Origin of the sequence: Oceanotoga sp., assembly GCF_030445905.1 — a bacterium.
Classification (GTDB): Bacteria; Thermotogota; Thermotogae; order Petrotogales; family Petrotogaceae; genus Oceanotoga; species Oceanotoga teriensis.
Genome location: NZ_JASUSU010000010.1, coordinates 20,149 through 42,235 on the forward strand (window position 1 = coordinate 20,149; position 22,087 = coordinate 42,235).

A 22,087-nucleotide genomic window follows, 5' to 3' on the forward strand; every position below is an offset into this window, starting at 1 on the left:
TCGATGATTTTTTAATATTCCATTATTACATTGTCTGCCCATTTTATTGATTTATAATATATTTTAGTTAATTCTTCAAAATTAATTTTTACACTTTTACAAAAAAATTCTAAATTATTCCAATCATTTTTTTCATACATCAGAACAATATTCAAAACTTTCTTTATGATGGTATCTTTTCCAAGTAAAGTCTCTTTTATGATCAAATTTATTGGCAAATATCTTAAAGCTTCTTCCATAGTCGTGTTTGTCAAAGTATCTATCAATGATAATAGTCCAACAAGGAAAAAATCATTATTTTCAGAAGACAATTTAAGTTTTTCTGCAAGTAATTCTGTCATTCTACCCCTTATAAGTGAAATTTTTATTAATTCATCTGTTTTTTTATTATCTATATTATTAACCATTATTATTGATAACCATTTTCTAAGCTCTTTTATTCCTAAAAAAGTTAAAGCATGATTTATAGAACTAATCTCTTGGCTTTTGCCAAAATTAACAGAATTAGTAAGTCTCAATAGTTTATAAGTTAAAGCAACATCATTTTTTATTACTTTCGCTATATCATTATAATTCACATCTTTAGAATAAACCATATCTATTAGTTTAAAAAGATTTGTTGGAATTATATCTATATCTTTCCCAGATATCACAGATGGTTTTTCAAAAAAGTATCCCTGAAAAAAAGAATATCCATCACTTTTAGCCTCTTCGAATTCTTTATTCGTTTCTATTTTCTCAGCGAGAAACTTTACATTATAATTACTATATTTTTTTATTATTTCTTTTCTTTCAGATCTAGAATTCAATAAAAAATCTACTTTTATTATATCCGAAAGTTTTATCAAATCTTCATATTCATATGAAAGAACAAAATCATCTAAAGCTAAAATATAACCTCTTTTTTTCATTTTTATACATTTACTTATAAACTCTTCATCGGGTATTATATTTTCCAATATCTCTACAACTATATCTTCATTTGAAAATAACAAAGGCACTTCATCAATTATGAGTTTCTTTGTGAAGTTTATAAACGAATATTTTTCAGACTTTCCATCATTCAACATCAATATTCCATTATTCAAAACCATTGAGGTTGCAACATCACCATTAAATATTTTACTTATGTTTTCAAAGTCTGATCTGTATAAAAGTTCATACCCAAAAACATTTAAATTTCTATCAAAAATAGGTTGTCTTGCAATAAATATATTCATATTTTACCTCTCAAACAAATTATATTATAATTATATTTTAAACAATATTAATTTATTTAATATAAAATTTAACCTATAAAAAAGTTAACTTTGTTATAATATATCATAAATTTAAATTCAATGGAGGTTTTCATGAAAAAAATACTATTACTAAGTATATTATATACCATAATATTAATGTTGAGTTCTTGTGCTTTATTAAAAACAAATACAAATAAAGAATTTTCTGATGAAGAACTTCAATATTTAAATGATAATTCTATAGAAATAAATTTAGAAAATCCAGATTTTTCACCTATTTTAAAAAATAAATTAAACAATTTTAAAATAATATTTTCATCAGAAAATCATGCCACAAAGTTGAATTTTGATTATAAGCTCGAATTATTCAAATATCTGCATGAAGAAGAAGATTTCAATATTTACATATCAGAATCTGGATATGCAAGTTCTTATGTTATAAATGAATATTTAAAAACTGGAAATGAAGAATACTTAATTTATATAATGAATAATCTCGATGGAACTTTTGCAAATTCCAAAGAAAACTATGAATTTTACAAAAAATTAAAAAAATATTATGATGAACAAAATGGCAATTTCATATTCATCGGAGCAGACTTAGACTTCCAGCAAGAATCTGCATTATTCGGAATAAAATTGTTATTGGATAATAATAAAATTAAAATAAAAAATATCGAAATAAATGAAAAATTAGAATACTTAATAAAAACTTTTAAAACTTATGACTTTAAAAATAAAAATTATCCAAATCCCAATAGAATAAAAGATGAAATTCAAAATATTTTTAAATCTATATATTCAGATATGATAAATAATGAAAACTATTATTCTAAAATAAAAGAGTTCGAAAAATTAAAATTCATGGTTGAAAACTCATTACTAAACATGAAATTATATCATGATTATGATAAAAAAGACTCTATTTTAAATCTTACATACGATTCTAAACCAATTAAACAAAGAGAAGAAGCATTAACATATAATTTTTTAAAAATAACAAAAATGTATAAAAATCAAAAATTTTATGGTCAATGGGGAGGATTTCATACAAAATTGAATAAAATATCTTCAGAACCCACAATTGCAAATTATCTAAATAATGATGAAAATTTTAAAAATAAAGTTTTATCCATATATTCTTTTTACATAAATAGTTATTATAGAGATAATAAAAGCAATAAAATAGAAAAAATTAACAATATAAGCGGCTATGACTTAGCACCTATATCAAAAGGAAATATAACTTTATTCGATTTAAACAATAAAAATAGTCCTTTTAAAGAGAAAATGTTCTTTTTAGATATGCATGAAAAAAAATTATCAACCACAGATTATTTTCAATTGTTTACATTATTTGATGGTTCAAAATCAACAGAAAAATTTATAAACTAAAAGAACTTCTCATGAATATGAGAAGTTCTTTATATATCTCCTATAAGTTTATTTATAGTTCTTTCAATAGAATCTTTTGAATTCAACCATGGAAGATCTCTATTTTTAAATTCAAATTTTTCAAGATAATATTTTAAATCACTTTGAATATTTTTCAAAACTTTAATTTCTAATTCTTTCAAAGATTTTTTCATATCTTTTTTTATTCTATTATGATTAATCAACTGATTATAATGATTAATACAAAAACCATCGGATTCATCAAATAAACTTCTAAAATCAGGCTTTTCTTCATACATTTTGATTATATTATTAAAATAAATGGGCATGAGATCTTCTGAATATTTACATATATAACATTCTTTATCATTGTTTAATTCTTTCTTTAAAATCTTATCCCTAAAATTTAGTCCATTATTTTTCTCAATATTCTCTATCTCAATATTGAACTGAAAGTTCAATATTATTCCAAGGCTAAGTCTATCATTTTTATTCAATAATCTTTTTAAATGTTCTTTACAAAAACCATATTTTTTTAAATCTTCTACAAAATCATCGCTTATAAGCATATCATTACTCAAAACTTTTGAAATAATTTGCTCTTCTATTTGATCCTTTATATAACATAAAGGACATTTTCCATCTATCATAAAAGCATCATTTATAGGTATATCTTGTATTTTTTCTTTAATATAAATCTCCCACCTCTCAAAGATAAATTAACATTTTTTTAATACAAAAACATCATATTAGTCATATAATTTATTATACATTTTGTTTTTTAAATTATTATAAACTAATATAAATCCGATAATATTATGATAAAGTTTAAAAAATTTTTTAAAAATTATAGCCTTCTTCATTTATTTGAAGAGGTTTTTTTTATCGAAATAAAAGGGGGGATTCTCATGAAAGATAATCATAACATTTATCTGTATTGTATTTTTATAATAATATTTATATTTATTTCTATAATACTTTTCACAGGAATTATCAAAAAAACGGATAATATAAAAGCCGTTCAAGATGAAATGATAGATAATTTTTTAAAACAAGAAAAATTAATATTAGAAAATTATGAAAAAACAACTGAACTTCTATCGAATATAATAATAAACAATTTATCAGAAGAAGAATTATTAAATTCAAATCGTTTATACTTATATGAAAAAGTACTTCCATTCTATGATGAAATAAAAAAACTGGGAATTTACAGCATACAATTTATATCTAAAGAAGGCACTAGTATATTAAGAATGCACTCTTTAAATGATTATGATGATAATTTAAAATCAGAAAGATTTGGAATAAGTAAATCCATAGACAATAAAATTTTTTTTAAGGGTTTTGAAAGTGGAAAAACCTTTAATGGTTATAGATTTATTTATCCCATAATAAAAAATGAAAATTTTTATGGTGTATTAGAATTTGGTATCCCATTAACAGAAATATCTAATGAATTCATGAAACAAAATGAATGTTTTGCATTTTTTATAATAAATAAAGAAAATTTAAAAACATTGACGAATTATAAATTTAAATTGTATGAAAAATACTTCTCTTTAGAAAACTTTTTCTATGATTCTTATACAAAAAATTACTTTCAAACAAGTAATTTAATAATAACTGTAAATGAATTAAACACAATAATAGAAAAAAATATTCATGAAATAAATAAAGATGATTTATCCAAAAATTATTTAACAAAAAAAGATAAAAATTATTACATAATAAATTTGATAAATATAAAAAATACTCAAAATAAAAATTTTGGATATTTAATAATCTATACAGATAACAAATTGATAAATGAAATGATAGATAGAATCAAATTAGAAATTTTTTTATTTATAATGATTTTAATTTCATTCTTTGCATACACATCATATTTAATAAAAATAAACAGTAAATTGAGAATACTATCTATTCATGATGAATTAACTAATATTTACAATAGAACACATTTTAATAAAATAATAAAAAAGAAATCAGAAAAAATATTTTCTTTAATAATGTTTGATATAGACTTTTTTAAAGCTATAAATGATACTTATGGACATAATACTGGAGATAAAGTATTAAAAGAATTAAGTAATTTAATAAAAAACAATTTGAGAAAAGATGATTATTTCTTCAGATGGGGTGGAGAAGAGTTCATGATTCTCACTTGTATAGACATAGAAAAAGCCTTTAATCTCGCTCAAAGACTTAGATCAATAGTAGAAAATCATAAATTTAATTCTAAAATAAAGCTAACACTTAGTTTTGGAGTCTCTTCTTATAATATAGACGAACCAATAGAAAAACTATTGATAAGAGTTGATAATGCACTCTATATTGCTAAAAAAAATGGGAAAAATCGTGTTGAAAAAATATAAAATTGAATTCTAAATTTGAATATTAGAGTTAAAGACATCAAAAAAGATATAACCCCCTATAATCAAATATAAATATCAAAAAACAAATTTTAAATTAATATTATATGATGATAAAATTAATACAAACGTTTGCAGCAAACGTTTGCAAAAATAATAAGGGGGGATTTTTTTATGAAAAAAGGATTTTTTGTTGTATTAATACTATTATTTGGTATTATATGCTTTACTCAAAAAACAATAGTTATGAGTGGTTGGCCTGGAAATCCTGTTGAAGAATCTATAATAAAAAATATAATTGAAAAATTTAATGCACAAAATCCAGATATAAAAGCTGTTTGGCAACCAGCTGGTGATGTAAATCAATTTACTCAAAAATTAATGAGTGAAATTTCAGCTGGTAGTGGACCTGATATATTTTATGTTGATGTAGCTTGGGCAGAAGAATTTTATAAAATTAATGCTTTATATCCATTAGATTTATTTATAAAAAAAGAAAGTTTTGATATTGAAGATTTTTTTCCAAATCTTTTAGATGCATTCACATTTGATAATAAATTATATTCCATACCAAAAGATGCTTCTTCCTTAAATTTATTTTACAATAAAGAATTTTTTGATAAATATGGAGTAGAATATCCAACAAATAATGATACATGGTTTGATCTTTTTGATAAAGCAACACAACTAAAAAATAAAGGTATGGATACACCTCTTGTTATAGCAGCAGATTTTAATAGAGCAATCCCATTTATTTTTTCAGCTGGCGGAGAAGTTGTTAATGAGGACTTATCAACAGCTATTACAAGTAATAATTCATGGGCTGGTTTTAAATTTTATGTTGAACTCGTATCAAAATATAATCTTGCCGTTGAACCATCAGCATTGGGTGCAAGTTGGATAGGAGAAGCTTATGGTACTGGTAAAGTCGCAATGGCAATGACAGGAAACTGGACTGTAGGCTACTTAAGAGAACAATATCCTGATTTATTAAATAAAACTGGAATAGTCAATATACCTCATTTTTCTGAAAAATCATCAATGTTATATACAGTCGGTTGGTCTATAAATAAATATTCTAAAAACAAACAAGAATCATGGGAACTTATAAAATTTTTAACTGATGAAGGTCAAAAAGAATTTGTAGAAAAAGTAGGCTCATTATCTTCAAGAAAGTCTATAGCTTCAAAAGATACAGATAATATAAAAAAAATATTTTATGATGCATTAGATTTTGCTCATCCTTGGAAAGTTCAAACTCCTTCTGGAAGATTTACAAGAGCTAATGATGAATTAAACAGTATATTAAAAGATTTATTCTACAATCATATAACTTTTGAAGAGGCTAAAATAAAGATAAATGAAAATTATATGAAATGGGTTAAATAATAAAATTATTGTTTATTAAAGGAGAGGTTCTTCATTGAAAAATTATAAAGAAAATTTTTATGGTTATCTATTTATTTCTCCTGTAATAATATTATTAATAACTTTTATGCTATATCCAATAATGATGACATTCATATACAGTTTTACAGATTATAATTCTACAAAAAACAAACAATTTGAAATGCCTATTATTCCAGAAGATTCTATACAGTTTTATATTGGAGAATTTATAGATGATATAAAAAAAGAAAATTTAAATAATTATATTGATTCTTTTAATATGTTAGATTTCATACAAAATGAACTTGGAATTAAATTAAATGATAAACAAATAAAAATAATAAAAAATTCTAAAATTAATATAGAAAAATTATTCGAAGATTTTTATAATAGGGAATTGTCTTCACAAACGACTGTAAAAAAATTTTTGAATAATTATATAAATGGAGCCTCTTCTGCATTTAAATACAAGCCTAAATTTATAGGATTGGATAATTATATTCAAGCATATAATGATGAATATTTTTGGATTGCACTTGGCAATGCTTTATTATTTTGTTTAATAGTAGTTCCAATTCAAACTTTTCTCGCACTCCTACTAGCAATTGCCTCAAATCAAAAAATACATGGAATTAATTTCTTTAAAGCCAGTTTTTTTATTCCATCAATAACTTCATCAGCAGCAATATCTATGATTTTTTCTTTGATATATTCTAAAGCAGGAATATTAAATCGTATGCTTGGAATATTTGGTATACCCCAAATAGATTGGTTAAATAATCCAACAACTGCTCTTGGTGCAATAATGGCTATGAATATTTGGACAACTGCCGGATACTTTATGATAACTTATCTTGCTGGTCTTCAAAATATTCCAAATGAACTATATGAAGCTGCCAAAATAGATGGGGCTAAAAATACTACAATGTTTTTTAAAATAATAATTCCTCTTTTAAAAAATCAAAGTATTTATGTAATAACTATAGGAATAATAAGCACTTTACAAGTATTTGATCAAATATATATGTTAATAAAAAACTTAAGAAATATAACTCTCTCTTTTTATATATATAAAAATGCTTTCGAATATGGACAAATGGGTTATGCTTCAACACTTGGAGTAATTTTATTTTTTATAGTTCTTATAATAACTTCGATCTTTAAAAAAACTTTTAAAGAAGAGAGTGTGATATGATATGAAAAAATTTAATACTTTAAAGATGATCGCATATACAATATTAATTTTATATGCTTTTATATCTCTTTTTCCGTTCATATGGTCGGCAATGATCTCTTTTACACCAATAACTTATCAAAATGAGGAAGGTATCCGTGTTGGTGTAGATTTTATGAAATGGCCACCAAAAATAAATTTCTTTAAATGGCCTATAACACTTTTTAATGCCCCTGCAACTACAGCAAACTATGTAGAAATTTTTAAAATAACTCCATATTTCAGATGGATATTGAATACATTTATATATGCTATATCTGTTACTATAGGTAATTTATTTTTTGATTCACTTGCAGGATACGCTTTTGCAAGATTAAAGTTTCCATTCAAAAATCAAATTTTTAGTTTATTGCTTGCAACAATAATGATACCTTTTCCAGCCATAATAATTCCAACTTATTTATTAATATCAGATTTTAACTTATTGAATTCATATACAGGATTAATTTTACCAAAACTTACAATGGTTTTTGGCATATTTCTAATGAGACAGTTCTTTCTTAATATTCCAAAAGAACTTGAAGATGCAGCCAAAATAGATGGTGCTTCAATACCTAAAACTTTTTTTAAAATAATATTACCTTTAAGTAAACCAGCTCTTGGAGCTCTCGGAATATATACTTTTTTAAATACCTGGAACGATTTTATGTGGCCATTGATAATAATGCAACAAAAAGAAATGTTTACATTAACATTAGGTTTGAATTTTTTCAAAGGATCTTTTTATACAGTATGGCCATATATGATGGCAGCAACAATGTTGATGACTGCTCCCATGATTTTTATATTTTTATCTATGCAAGATAATTTCATTGAGGTTGGAGCATCTTCTGGATTAAAGGGGTGAATTTATGATAAATATGAAATATATAGCTAAAAAGGCTGGTGTATCTCCTTCAACAGTGTCAAGAGCCATTTCAAATCCAAATATGGTAAATGAAAAAACAAGAAATAAAATTTTAAAAATAGTTGATGAATACAATTTTATACCAAGTTCAAATGCAAGAGCTTTAAAAGGAAAAAATACAAATATAATACTTTTCTCATTTGGTGATGATATAAATTCAATAGTGAAATCAAAATTTTATCAAGTTCTATTGGGAAAAATACAAGAAAAATATGAACAAAATAATTATAACCTGATAATGTCTTTACATGTAAAACAAAGTGAAATAAATTCAATAAAAAAATTAAATTCTGCAAATATAATTGATTTAACTATTTTAGCTTCTCCAGAAAAAAAAGATAAAAGAATTTTTGAATTGAATAAGTTAGAAAAAAAATATCTTGTACTCGGAAATCCAAAAATGGACTTTGATTTTAATTATATAGATTTTGATAACAATTATGGTGGAAAACTTGCTTTTAAATATTTAAAAAAATTTAATCCAAAAAAATATCTCATACTTGGAATGAAAAAAAATTATGATGTTATATCAAAAAGAATAGATGGATTTCTTTCAGAATCAAACAAGGATGATAATATTGAAGTAATAACAGAAATAGACCCAAAAAATGTAAAAAAATACTTAAAAAATACTAAAATAGAAAAAAATACTGCTATATTTTGTCTTTGTGATGAAATGGCAGTAGAAACTTCAAAAATACTTTTAGAAAAAAATTTTTTATTCGATAAAGACTTTTTTTGTCTTGGATATGATGGTTTGATAGATACTTTTGAATATAAAAATAAAGAATATAAAATGAAATCGATATATCAAAATATAGATTTATATATTCAAAATATTTATGATGCAAGTATTGATATAATAAATGAAAACAAAAAAGTAAATAAACTTATCTATCCTGAGATGATATTATGAAAGTTCATATAATAACTCATACACATTGGGATAGAGAATGGTACGTTTCTAATCAACTTTTGAGACATAGATTAATAAATATGATGGATTCTTTTTTAAATGAAATAGAAAATGAAAAAGACTTTAAATATTTCATGCTCGATGGTCAATTAATTGTACTCGAAGATTATTTAGAATTAAGACCTGAAAAAAAAGACTTACTTTTAAATATGATAAGAAATGGAAAAATAATAATCGGTCCTTGGTATATTCTTCCAGATGAATTTCTAATCTCAGGAGAAGCTTTAATAAGAAATTTTTTATACGCAAAAAAAATATGTGAAAATTATGATATAAAATATATGAATATTGGATATTTACCAGACATGTTTGGACATTCAGCTTATACTCCCTCTATTTTAAAAGGATTAGATTTTAAATCTGCTGTAATCTGGAGAGGTGTAGGCGAAAAATGTAGAAAAACTGAATTTGAATGGTATTCTGAAAACGGTGATTTCATAAATACTATAAATTTATATAGAGGGTATTTCAATTTAGCTAAATCTGGAACAACTTTTGAAGATTTTTATAAAAAATTAAATTATGAAATAAATGAAATATCTAAAAATAATACATCGGATAATATATTATTGATGAATGGAATTGATCATGAAATTCCAGACTTTAAAATAAAAAAAATCTTTTCAAAAAATATAATTCATTCAACACTTGAAAACTATTCTGATGAAGTTTTTAAACATAAAAAGAAATTTAAAAAAGTATATGGCGAATTAAAAAGTCCTCTATATGAACCTATTTTAAAAGACATAAGTTCAAGCAGAATATACTTAAAATTATTAAACCATGAGTCTCAAATATTATATGAAAGATATATAGAACCATTGAATATAATAGCCATAAAAAAATATAAAAAAAACTTTGAAAATGAAATAAACTATGGTTGGAAAGAACTATTAAAATCTCAAGCTCATGATTCTATTGGAGGATGTTCAACAGATAGTGTAGGAAAAGAAGTTGAAGTTAGACTTAAAAATTCTTTTGATAATGCAAGATCTACTTTGTCAAGAATATTAAACAATTTTATCGATGATTCTAAAAACAAAAATTATATAAACATAATAAATATGTCTGAATATGAAAACAATGATATATATGAATTTTATTTAGATAATGATAAAGATGATTATGAACTTTATCAAAAAAATGAAAAAATACCTTGTATAATAGAAAAATCACAAAAAATTTTAAATATTATGGATAAATCAGAAAATACTGTAGGTGGTAATAATTATATAAAAGAAATTAATCAATTGAATAGTTACCTAACAGATAAATCAATAATTCCTTTTTTAGAAAAATGTGTAAAAAAAATAACTTTCAGTTTAAAATTAAAACCATTTGAGATAATAACTTTAGAATTAAAAAAATCACAAAAAATTTCAACTCATAAAAAAAATATTAATAATGCTACATTTGAAAATAAATTTATAAAATTTAAATTAAATGAAGATCTATCTTTTGATATTGAAGATAAAATAAAGAATACTAATTATAATAATTTAAACACTTTTTTTTATTCGAAAGATATAGGAGATGAATATAATTATGATTATGGTGGAAAAGAATTAAAAGTAAACCCTAAAATTAAATCTTTAAAGATTAAAGAAAACGAAAATATGAAAATAATTGAATGTAAATCTGACTTTAAAAATTCTCCAATAACTATAATATATAAACTTTCAAAAAATTTAAAAGGTGTTAATATTTATTTAAATATAAAAAACAAACAAAAAAATAATAGATTTAGAAGTAGTTTCAAAATATCTAAGAATAATTTAATATATAATGACGGTTATTATGGTCTTGTAGAACACAAAACAAAGTTAAATAATAATATCAAGTTCAACAACAATGGACCTTATAAATTAAATAAAGATACATCAGCCGAAGAAATTATTCCAAGATATACCATGAATAAATTTGTAACTGATAAAAAAATTCAAATTATAACGCGAGGCCTATACGAATATGAAATAATTGAAAATGAAATATATTTAACTTTATTAAGATCTGTTGATAGTCTTTCAAAAAAAAATATTTCTACGAGACAGATTGAAGCTGGTCCAAATTTAAAAACTGAAGATTCTCAAATAATTAGAAGCATAAATTTAGAATATGCTTTTAGAATAATTGAAAATGAAAAAGAACTTTTTAAAAATTCAAGTACTTATTCTTTACACCCTATAATATTAAACAATTCTAAAATAATAGAAGATAAATTATTCGATTTACCAAATGATATAACTATATATGCTTTAAAAATAATAAATAATAATGATTATTTAATAAGATTTGTAAATCATAATAAAACAAAAACGATTAAATTTGATGATAAATATAATATTTATTTTTCAAATATGAGAGAAGATAAAATAAAAATAATTTCAAATGTTTTAAAAGTAGAAAAAAATAAAATTTATAATATTATAATATCCGAAAAATAGAATCGATAAAATAACATGAACTATCATATCTTATAAGATATGATAATTCATGTTTATATTTTTATTATATAATACATAATGATAAAAAATGAATTGAAAGAAGGGAAAATATGTTAAAAACCATCTCAAATGAAAATTTAAAAATTGTAGTAGACTCCTCGGGTGCTCAATTAATAAGTATTAAAAACAGTTCAAATATAGAGTTTTTGTGGACTGCAGATAAAAAATACTGGGGTCGCCATGCACCAATACTTTTTCCTATAGTTGGAAAAGTTAAAAACAATGAATATACCGTAAATGGTAGAGTATTTGAATTAGGCCAACATGGTTTTGCCAGAGATTTAGAGTTTGATTTAAAAGAGTCGAGCACTTCAAAATTAACATATTCTTTGAAATATGATGAAAATACTTTGAAAAAATATCCTTATAAATTCGAATTAATAATAACCTATGAAATAATTGAAGATTCATTATTCATAAATTATGAAGTAATAAACTTAGATGATAAAAGAATATACTTTTCTATAGGAGCTCATCCAGGATTTAAATGTCCTATATTAGAAAATGAGTCTTTTGAAGATTATTATTTAGAATTTGAAAATAATGAAACCATAAATAGAGAATGTTTGAATACAGAACTTGGATTATTCAGTAGAAAAAGTATACCTTATTTGAAAAATGAGAAAATAATAAAATTAAATCATGAATTGTTTAATGAAGATGCTTTGATATTCAAAAATTTAAAATCTTCAAAAATATCTTTAAGAAATAATAAAAATGAATATTCATTAACAGTTGATTTCAAAGGATTTCCTTTTTTAGGTATATGGTCACAAAAAGGCGAATCCCCATTCATATGTATAGAGCCATGGTATGGACATGCAGATTTTGAAGATTTCGATGGCGATTTTTCAGATAAAGAAGATTCATTATATTTAGATATAAATAAAAAATTCAATTGTACTTATTCAATAAAATTGAGGTAAGAGATTTTAATATTCTCTTACCTCATGTAACAGTTTCATTTTATTAAAATTTAAATTTTTTAACCTCTTCTGACAAACTTTCAGAAAGTGCTGATAATTCTTCACTACTTGCACTTATATTCTGAGCTTCAGAATTTTGATTTTCGATATCTTCACTTATTTCATTTATTTTTTCATTTATATCAACAACGAGTTTTGAAATATTATCCATAGCATTATTCATTTCATCAGCTGATGCACTCTGTTGTTGACTCGCTGCAGTTAAATTTTCAACTCCAGAAGTCATGCCTTCAACTTTATTTTTTATATTATCAAATAATTCACTTAAATTAGACATATTATTTTCTATATTCTTTATTTCATTTTCAACATCTATAGTAGTTTTATTCACAGTATCCGTACCATTTTTTACATCAGATAATATAGAATCGATTTCTTCTGTAGCTTTTCTTGATTCTTCAGCAAGTTTCCTTATTTCATCCGCTACAACAGCAAATCCTTTTCCTGCTTCTCCTGCACGAGCTGCCTCTATTGCTGCATTTAATGCGAGTAAATTAGTTTGTTCTGTTATATTATTTATTGTATTTATTATTTCAACAACATTCGAAGCTTCTTTTTCGAGAACTGTAACTTCTTCTTTAGCTTTTGAAGATTTTTTTACAGCATTTTTAATGCTATCTCCAATAAAATCTATTTTTTCACTTCCTTGCTGAGCAAATGATAATGTATTATCGGCAAACTCACTCAATTCCATAGCTGATTGGGAAATACTTCTCGCTCCATCTGCGACTTCATGAACTCCTGATGTAACTTCTTCTACATTGGCTGAAACATTTCCGGAACTATCTCTTATATCATTCATTTGAACATTAACGTTTTCTATCATTACAGCTATTTTTTGTGAAATATTTGCAAGATCTTCAGAAGATACTTTTGTTTCAGATGCAGAATTATCTATAGATGACATCGCTTCTTGAATATTCTTTGCCATTAAATTTAAACTTTCGGAAATTTTTCCTATTTCATCCTTACTTTTTATCGTAAAATCAACTGTTAAATCACCTTCCCCGAACTTATCAACATTTTTCATGAGATGATTTATAGGACTTGAAATATTAATTTTTGTAAATATTATGGTCAATACCAAAGATATAATGATAATTATTATTATAAATATTAAATTAAACACTAATTGACTTCTTGCCTCAGATTCAACTTCTTTAACATCTACTACTGTGTAAAATATCCAATTCGTTAAATCCGATGTATTATAAAAAGCCATCTTCTTAACACCATCATATTCATAATTTAAAATACCATTTTTTCCATCAAGATTTTTAAATAAAATATTATCTGAAATATCAACTCCAATTCTTTCTTTTTCAGGATGTACAAGTGTAATACCTTTTTGATTTAAAACATAAGCATATGAAGAATCATAAGATTTATTGGCACTCAAAACATTCACAAGATCTGTCATAGAAACATCAAAGGCAACAACACCTATTATATTATTATCCGGGCCATAAACTCTTTTCGCAACTGAAATTACCATTTCTTTTGTTGAAACATCTTCATATGGTTCTGTTATATAAACATTCTCCATACTCTTGGCTTCTATATACCATGGTCTAACAGTTGGATCATAATCTGCAGGTATTTCCCTATCTGGTTCAAATATATAAGTTCCATCTTCAAATCCCATATAAGAAAGGTCTATATTTTTATAACTTTCATTTATATATTTAAATATATTCCTTATATGTTCATTTCTCGTTCTTACATTATCTAATTTAGAAGTGAGATTAGTAAGCTTATCAAGTTCTTCAAAAAATGTATTATAATCCTCCATGATCTTTGTATTTGCTTTTATCAAATTTGTTTCTGCATAATCCCCAGTATTTTTAAATATAACATAGCTATTGTAAAGAGATAATCCTGTAAATATTAATATTATAATTATAATCACAACAAATATTTTCATTCCTAATTTCATACAATCCCTCCCTTAACTTAATATTAACTCATTTTTATTATAACACACTTATACTTAACTTTCAATGAAATTTATAAAATAAAAAATCCCAGTTATATAAACTGGGATTTTAAAAATTTGAATTAATTTTTTATATCTTTTTCCTCTTCTGCATAAATAAGTTTCTCAATTTCATAATAAAATGCTCTCTCTTCATCGTTAAAATTTTCTATTTTTTCTTTTTCTAAAAGTTTTCTTTCTTCTTTTTTTTGTTCTCTGTCAAACCCAAATTTAAGATTCATCTTATAAGCCCCCTTTAAAATATAAAGATATAATTCCCTCAAAAATCACAAATAATAACTTATCATTCAAATTTTAATACATATTTGTTTTTTTATCTTTAAAAAGATTTGACTCTTTTTTAGAGAATCGATTAAATTTTAAATAAAAATTAATTATAACACTTGATTAAATAATTCGCTAATTTAATTTATCCGTTATTTTGTATCATTTCTATGAGTATTTTTGTATTATTAAACAATTTTTCGGCTATGTCATTTATTTTTAAAGATTGTTTATTCTGTACTTTTGAAATATTTTCAAGATTTTCTGTTTTATTTTTTATATTTGAAACAACTGATTCTATGGATTTCATTTCTTCATTTATATGATAAATAGAATCATTTTGATCTTTTGTATTATTTTGAAGTCTATTTAAATTAGAGTCTATAGTTCTCAACATATTTGTGATTTTGTTAAATTTTTGTCTTAATTCTTCTGATTCATAATTTATTTGATTAACAACTTCATCTGTTTCATTCGCCGCTGAACTGAGATCTTTTGACTGTTTTTTTATATTTGTAAGTATTTGAGCTATTTTTCCAGTAGCTTTTTTTGATTCTTCTGCCAGATTTCTTATTTCATCTGCAACTACTGCAAATCCTTTTCCTGCTTCTCCTGCACGAGCTGCTTCTATTGCTGCATTTAAGGCTAAAAGATTTGTTTGTTCAGTAATAGATTGAATCGTTTGAGTTATAAGTTCTATATTTTCTGAGCTTTCTTCCATTTCTTTTGAAAGTTTTTCTGTTTCTACAGAGTTTTTTAAAGCTTTTTCTATTATATTTTTAACATTTCTTAAAGTCGTTTCACCATCTTCTGATAATTTAATAGAATCATTTGATTTATTGGACATTTCTATTGTGAAATTTTCTATTTCTTTTGAATTATTAGAAATTTCTTCAATTTTAGAATTAATCTCTTGTACAGAGGCTATTAAATATTCTGTTGATTCATCAAGACTTTTTGAACTTTCTTTCAAATCATTAGAATTTTGAGCATTTTGAACAGATATATTTTTTAATACATTTGTATTTTTATCTATTTCGATAGTTTTTTCATTGGATTTCAAAGCTATATTTTTAATATTTTCATATAAATTAAAACTTTCTTCAGATTTTTTTTCAGCATTTAATATAGCTTGATTTCCCCATTTTGTTATCATATATAATGTGAATACATTGAGATTTATAGTTATAATAACCATTACAAAACTTCCTAAAATTTTTTCTTGATTTATATCTCCAAATATTAATATTGGATTTATATTATAAGCTGTTATTAAAACTATATCATTAAATATTGCAAGTATCAGTACAGATTTAAAATCAAAATACATAGCTAATAATATCAAAGATCCTAATATTATTATTGGATTATAAAGAGTTCCATAATTTGCTGAAAAAGTTTTTAAATAAACTCCTAAAACAGGAATTAATGTTAATATGAAACCTTTAATATTATCATTAAATTTTAAAAAATATACTATTATAGATACAATAATCACACCTATTATTGCAATTAATGTTTTAGATCCATTCTCAACACCCGTAGATATATAACTAAAAGTTGTAATGGCTATTGAGAATAATATGATAAATCCCAATACAAACTTATGAATTCTTTTAAAAAAATCTTTATTCATATATTTTCCTCCCCATTTTTTATGAACAGTCAATTATATTTTATCATTAATATACAATAATTTGAATAAATTTTTCAATTCTTTCCGTTTCGAAAAAGTAACTAAAACGCAATTTTTAGCACATAATAATAATATATTATTTATATAAGATTATTTCTTATCTCAATGATTTTAAAATTATTTTTTGTAGGTAAAAAATTCCCATCAGACCGAATGTAACTGAGTAATTCGTTTGTATTGGTTTATTTTTTAACTAAGTTCTAAGTAACAAAAATTAATCATTGTTATGAGTGTATAATCTTTTTTATAATTTATGAAAGTAGGTATTTAATTATTTGCAAGAACTGTTTTTATTCGTATTATGGCATTTTTAAAATTGACTCGATTTTCTGTAACTTTGAAACATTTGAAATATATTAGGTCTGATGGGAATCCTTAAAATAAGAATTAGGAAGCTTTTTTAAGCTTCCTTTTTATTTTTGTATCATATCTGCATTATCTAAAAATTTTTTAGATATTTTTATATCACAATTTTCAGCTCTGGATAAATTTATATATAATTTTAAATATTTTGAATCTATAAGCTTTGATTCTATTTCTTTGATATTTTTTCCATCTATTAATTCTATGAGCATATCGGCAGTTGCTTTACCAAATGTATAATAATCAAAACCAAAACCTATAACAGCTGATTTTTTTGCCATATCTATATCTGAAGAAAATATAGGTATTTTATTTTCATAAAAAATATCTGAAATTATTTCAATTCCAGATGCAGCGAGATTATCTGTTATAAGATATACAGCATCTATTTTATTTAAATTTGAATTTATAGATGTTATCATTTCATTTATATTTGTTCCAGTTATATCTAAAATATTTTGATCTAAATTTTTAGATATTTTTTTTGCTTTTTTTACTAATAATACTGAATTAGCTTCACCCGGATTATATAGTATTGCTATATTTTTTGCCTGTGGTGAAACTTTTTTTATCAATTTTAAATGAGTTTCAACTGGCAACATATCACTTATACCGGCTATATTTCCATTGTTTTTACCATAGTGTTCAATTAATCCAGCACCTATTGGATCATTTATTGCGGAAAAAATTAAAGGTTTTTCTTTTATTTCTGTTTTTGCAGCTTGAGCTGATGGTGTAGTTATTGCAATTATATAATCACATTCTAAATTAAATTTTTTAGCTATTATAACTGCATTTTGAAATAATCCTTGTGCATTTTGATAGTCTACTTCTATTTCTATATTTTCTTCTTGAAGTTTATCAACTATTCCTTCATATATAAGATTTAAGGCTGGATGTTCAATAATCTGAGTTATACCCACTTTCAAAGAAAAAACGTTAATGGTAAAAATTAAAAAAACAATTAAAAAAATTTTTTTCATGCCAATCAACCTCCAAAAAATTATAAAAAAATACCCTTCCTCTTTTTAAAGGAAGGGTATTTTCAATTAAAAAGAGGCATCCATAAATGGATGCCTCTATTATTTATATACAAAAACAGGGCACCCTTAAAGATGCCACCACCAATTGTTCATATTAAAATTTGAGTAATTACTTTCAAACATTTGAATTCACTCCTTTTAATATCTTATTATATAATTTATTCATTTTTATGTCAAGTTATTAAATATTTTTTAAAGGATTAATATATAATATAATAGAATTATATATTGAGGTGATATATGATGAAAATAATTAATGATAATATATACAATAATAAATATTATTTGAACTTGAATAAAAAATCTTTTGATTTTTCTAATTCTTTGAATTTTGAAGGTTCTTTAAAAGAAAAAGATATTTCTATTCCTAACTCTAAAATAATTTCAAGAAATTTTATTAATAATAAATTAGAATCTTATACCTCTATGGGAAACAACTTAAATATTGAAAAAAGAATAATCGAAAATAATCATGAGAATTATACAAAAAATTTGTTTGTAAATGAAGATTTATTTACAACTAATCAAAAAATTGCAGAAATATTAAAAGCTATAAAAGAATATAAAGAAAAAATTGAAGAAAATCTCATTCTTGGAGATGAAAAAGAAAAAGAAGAAAAAAAGCAAAAAGCAAAGATGAATAATTTATCTTTAAAAGAAAAAAAAGAAGTTGAATTAAATGAGAAACTTGGTATAGAAACATACTTTCCAGGAAAAGAAAAAAATAAACAATTGTTTTTAAATATAACATTTGAGGACGAAGAAGAAAAGAAGAAACATAAGGATGATCTAAATGCATTTATATGATATTTCAAAAGCTATAAACAGAGGTCATATAATTAGCGAAGGCTATTTTGATCATTTATCTAAAATGGGAGATATACCTCAGAAAAATTGTTTAACTTTTTTTTCAAATATAAAATTTATAGATAATTTGCAAAATGAAAACATTACTTGTATAGTAACCAAAAAAGAATTACATTCTGAAATAGAAAAAAAATATCCTCATAGATTCGGTATTATATTGGATGAAAATCCCAAAGAACTATTTTTTTTATTTCATAATTACACGGTTGAAAATAATCTTTTTATAAAAGATTTTGATAATGTAATAGATTCAACTTCGATAATTTCTAACCATGCTTATATTTCTGAAAAAAGTGTTAAAATAGGTAAGAATTGTATAATAGAACCCGGTGTTATAATTCATCCTCATACAATCATAGGAGATAATACTATTATACGTTCTGGAACAGTTTTATCAACTTCTGGATTTGAAGTTTGTAAATTGAATGGCATCATGAAAGTCGTAAAACATGGCGGACAACTAATAATAGGTAATAATGTAGAACTTCAAGCAAATAATACAGTTGCAAAAGGTCTTTTCCACACAAGAAATACTATTATAGAAGATGAAGTTTTCACAGATAATCTCGTTTATATTGCACATGGAGTTCATATAAAAAGATATACTCGTATAGGTGCTTCTGTAAATATAACGGGCATGGTTGATATAGGAAGTAACTGCTGGATTGGACCTGGGAGTACTATAAGAAATAGAATAAAAATTGGAAATGATGCCTATATTTCTATGGGATCTGTTGTAACAAAGAATGTATTAGATTCCCAACATGTTTCTGGTAACTTCGCAATAGATCATGAAAAATTTATAAATAATATAAAAAAATATTAAAAAAATACCGACTACTTTAAAAAATTCTTATCAAAGTAATCGGTATTTTTATGTTTATTTAATTTGATTTATTATTTTATCTATATCAAAACCGTATCTTTTTGCAAGTTCATCACCATCACCGGAGAGTCCAAATCTGTCCACTCCGATGGCGATGAAGTTGTTGTTATTCTTTAACTTATACCAGGCATCAACTCTTCCCGCTTCTAAAACTATTCTATCCATATCTTGCGGTAGAATTTGATTTATATATTCTTCATTTTGATTTAAAAACTTTTCTCTATCTGGGATAGATACAATATTATTTTCAATTCCTTTATTCAATAGCTTTTCTGATATTTTATAACATAAATTAACTTCTGATCCCGATCCTATGAGAACTATTTTAGGATTCTTCATCTTTTTAACTATATATCCACCTTTTATTGAATCTTTGAAATCTGTATTTTTTTCATTATAATTGAGATCTTGTCTACTCATTATAAGTACTGTAGGTTTATTGGTTTCTTTTAAAACTCTAAGCCAAGCCGTTTTAACTTCATCAGAATCTGCCGGTCTTATTACATTTAAATTAGGTATGAGTCTTAAAGATTCTATCTGTTCTACTGGTTCATGTGTTGGACCATCTCCTCCAACATATATTGAATCATGGGTATATATAAAAATAACTGGTAAATTCATCAAAGCTGCCATTCTTATTGGATTTCTCATATAATCAGAAAATACGAGATATGTTGAACAAAAAACTCTAAATCCACCATGTAAAGCTATTCCATTTACTATTGCTCCCATCGCGTGTTCTCTTATTCCAAAATGTATATTCCTTTGAGAAAAATCATCTTTATTTATATAATTACTATTGTTTATCACTGTATTTGTTGATGGTCCTAAATCTGCAGATCCTCCTATTAAATAATCTAAATCTTCAGAGATTATATTCAAAATTTCACCTGATGCTTTTCTTGTTGCTATCGGATTTTTTTGTTTTTTATTTATAATATTCTCTATTAAATTTTCATCAAATGAAAGATTTAATCCTTGCTCAAAATTCTTCAATTTTTGAGGATTTTCTTTTGACCATTCTTCAAATGTTTTCTCCCATTTTATATAATTATCTTTTTGTTCTTTTTGTACTTTTTTAAAATATTCTAAAACATCTTCTGTAATATAAAATTTTTCATTTTCTGGTATATTTAAATTTCTTTTTAATCCTATTATTTCATCCTCTCCAAGTGGAGATCCGTGAGCTTCTTTTGTATCTTGTTTAGTTGGAGCATATTTTGCTATATTTGTTTTGGCTATTATTATTGTAGGTTTTTCTTTTTGAATTTTAGCATCATTTATTGCTTTTTCTATTTGTTTTATATCATGTCCATCTATATTTTCAATTACATTCCAATTCAATGATTCAAATTTTTTTACAATATTTTCTGTAAATGCAATATCGGTATTGCCTTCTATGGTTATTTTATTGCTATCATATATAACTATTAATTTTTCTAAACCGAGATGGCCAGCTATGGATGCGGCTTCAGTAGATATACCTTCCATCAAACATCCATCACCAACTATTGTATATGTATAATGATCTATTATTTTATGTTTTTCAGTATTATATCTTTCTGCAAGCATTTTTTCAGCAATTGCCATTCCAACAGCATTAGAAAAGCCTTGACCAAGAGGACCTGTTGAACAATCTACTCCAGGTGTTACACCATATTCTGGATGTCCAGGAGTTATAGAATCGAGCTGTTTGAAATTTTTTATGTCTTCAAGAGATATATATCCATTTAAATATAAATATGAATATAATAGCATAGAACCATGTCCTGCTGATAAAACAAATCTATCTCTATTTATCCACTTATCATTTTCATTAGTATTTTTTATAATTCCCGAAAACAAAACTGCACCTATTTCAGCACATCCAAGAGGCATTCCAGGATGACCTGATCCAGCTTTTTGAACTGCATCCGCAGTTAAACCTCTAACAATATTTGCAACTTTATTTAGCATATGATTCAG

17 protein-coding genes are annotated in these 22,087 nt (G+C 24.0%); 10 read left to right on the forward strand and 7 right to left on the reverse strand.

Going from position 1 to position 22,087, the window contains the following annotated elements:
- Window positions 1-11: 11 nt before the first annotated feature.
- Window positions 12-1,220 (reverse strand): HDOD domain-containing protein, encoded by a 1,209-nt coding sequence (locus PWP28_RS04345; protein ID WP_308644320.1) that lies wholly within the window; start codon window positions 1,218-1,220, stop codon window positions 12-14.
- 132 nt (window positions 1,221-1,352) lie between these two features.
- Between PWP28_RS04345 and PWP28_RS04350 the strand changes: the two genes are divergently transcribed.
- Window positions 1,353-2,636, forward strand: coding sequence for a hypothetical protein (locus tag PWP28_RS04350; RefSeq protein ID WP_109605011.1), 1,284 nt, complete (start codon window positions 1,353-1,355; stop codon window positions 2,634-2,636).
- A 29-nt stretch (window positions 2,637-2,665) separates the two neighbouring features.
- Here the strand turns inward: PWP28_RS04350 and PWP28_RS04355 are convergent, their stop codons facing one another.
- Window positions 2,666-3,352: a DUF6062 family protein gene (locus tag PWP28_RS04355; protein WP_308644337.1), complete on the reverse strand. Its 687-nt coding sequence runs from the start codon at window positions 3,350-3,352 to the stop codon at window positions 2,666-2,668.
- 192 nt (window positions 3,353-3,544) lie between these two features.
- Here PWP28_RS04355 and PWP28_RS04360 point away from each other — a divergent pair, with 192 nt between their 5' ends.
- The 7 genes from PWP28_RS04360 to PWP28_RS04390 all read left to right on the forward strand — a co-directional run bounded on the left by PWP28_RS04360 (window position 3,545) and on the right by PWP28_RS04390 (window position 12,947).
- Window positions 3,545-5,014: a diguanylate cyclase gene (locus PWP28_RS04360; RefSeq protein ID WP_158274851.1), complete on the forward strand. Its 1,470-nt coding sequence runs from the start codon at window positions 3,545-3,547 to the stop codon at window positions 5,012-5,014.
- Window positions 5,015-5,185: 171 nt separating this feature from the next.
- Window positions 5,186-6,400 (forward strand): ABC transporter substrate-binding protein, encoded by a 1,215-nt coding sequence (locus PWP28_RS04365; RefSeq protein WP_109605008.1) that lies wholly within the window; start codon window positions 5,186-5,188, stop codon window positions 6,398-6,400.
- Window positions 6,401-6,434: 34 nt separating this feature from the next.
- Entirely contained in the window at window positions 6,435-7,595 is a 1,161-nt protein-coding gene (locus PWP28_RS04370) for a carbohydrate ABC transporter permease (RefSeq protein ID WP_206050566.1), read from the forward strand.
- A gap of 1 nt (window position 7,596) precedes the next feature.
- The gene (locus PWP28_RS04375) at window positions 7,597-8,481 is read left to right on the forward strand and encodes a carbohydrate ABC transporter permease (RefSeq protein ID WP_109605007.1); all 885 of its coding nucleotides are present in this window, start codon (window positions 7,597-7,599) and stop codon (window positions 8,479-8,481) included.
- A 4-nt stretch (window positions 8,482-8,485) separates the two neighbouring features.
- Window positions 8,486-9,457: a LacI family DNA-binding transcriptional regulator gene (locus tag PWP28_RS04380; RefSeq protein ID WP_109605006.1), complete on the forward strand. Its 972-nt coding sequence runs from the start codon at window positions 8,486-8,488 to the stop codon at window positions 9,455-9,457.
- A complete protein-coding gene (locus PWP28_RS04385) occupies window positions 9,454-11,961 on the forward strand; it encodes a hypothetical protein (protein ID WP_308644321.1) in 2,508 nt (835 codons plus the stop codon). The genes PWP28_RS04380 and PWP28_RS04385 overlap by 4 nt, the downstream gene beginning before the upstream one ends.
- A gap of 110 nt (window positions 11,962-12,071) precedes the next feature.
- Window positions 12,072-12,947, forward strand: coding sequence for an aldose 1-epimerase family protein (locus tag PWP28_RS04390; protein ID WP_308644322.1), 876 nt, complete (start codon window positions 12,072-12,074; stop codon window positions 12,945-12,947).
- A gap of 43 nt (window positions 12,948-12,990) precedes the next feature.
- Here PWP28_RS04390 and PWP28_RS04395 read toward each other — a convergent pair whose 3' ends face one another.
- The 4 genes from PWP28_RS04395 to PWP28_RS04410 form a co-directional block, all read right to left on the reverse strand.
- Window positions 12,991-14,943, reverse strand: a complete 1,953-nt coding sequence (locus PWP28_RS04395) for a methyl-accepting chemotaxis protein (RefSeq protein WP_308644323.1) — start codon at window positions 14,941-14,943, stop codon at window positions 12,991-12,993.
- Between the two features lie 122 nt (window positions 14,944-15,065).
- Window positions 15,066-15,224, reverse strand: coding sequence for a hypothetical protein (locus tag PWP28_RS04400; protein WP_158274850.1), 159 nt, complete (start codon window positions 15,222-15,224; stop codon window positions 15,066-15,068).
- Between the two features lie 188 nt (window positions 15,225-15,412).
- A complete protein-coding gene (locus PWP28_RS04405) occupies window positions 15,413-16,903 on the reverse strand; it encodes a methyl-accepting chemotaxis protein (protein ID WP_305081375.1) in 1,491 nt (496 codons plus the stop codon).
- A 473-nt stretch (window positions 16,904-17,376) separates the two neighbouring features.
- Window positions 17,377-18,309 carry an ABC transporter substrate-binding protein gene (locus PWP28_RS04410; RefSeq protein WP_109605001.1) on the reverse strand — a complete coding sequence of 311 codons (933 nt, stop codon included), beginning with the start codon at window positions 18,307-18,309 and terminating at the stop codon, window positions 17,377-17,379.
- 303 nt (window positions 18,310-18,612) lie between these two features.
- Here PWP28_RS04410 and PWP28_RS04415 point away from each other — a divergent pair, with 303 nt between their 5' ends.
- Window positions 18,613-19,176 (forward strand): hypothetical protein, encoded by a 564-nt coding sequence (locus tag PWP28_RS04415; RefSeq protein WP_305081374.1) that lies wholly within the window; start codon window positions 18,613-18,615, stop codon window positions 19,174-19,176.
- On the forward strand, window positions 19,163-20,062 hold the full coding sequence (locus PWP28_RS04420; RefSeq protein ID WP_109604999.1) for a DapH/DapD/GlmU-related protein: 900 nt from the start codon (window positions 19,163-19,165) through the stop codon (window positions 20,060-20,062). Before PWP28_RS04415 ends, PWP28_RS04420 begins: the two co-directional genes overlap by 14 nt.
- 54 nt (window positions 20,063-20,116) lie before the next feature.
- Here the strand turns inward: PWP28_RS04420 and tkt are convergent, their stop codons facing one another.
- Window positions 20,117-22,078, reverse strand: a complete 1,962-nt coding sequence (tkt, locus tag PWP28_RS04425) for a transketolase (protein ID WP_305081373.1) — start codon at window positions 22,076-22,078, stop codon at window positions 20,117-20,119.
- Window positions 22,079-22,087 lie beyond the last annotated feature (9 nt).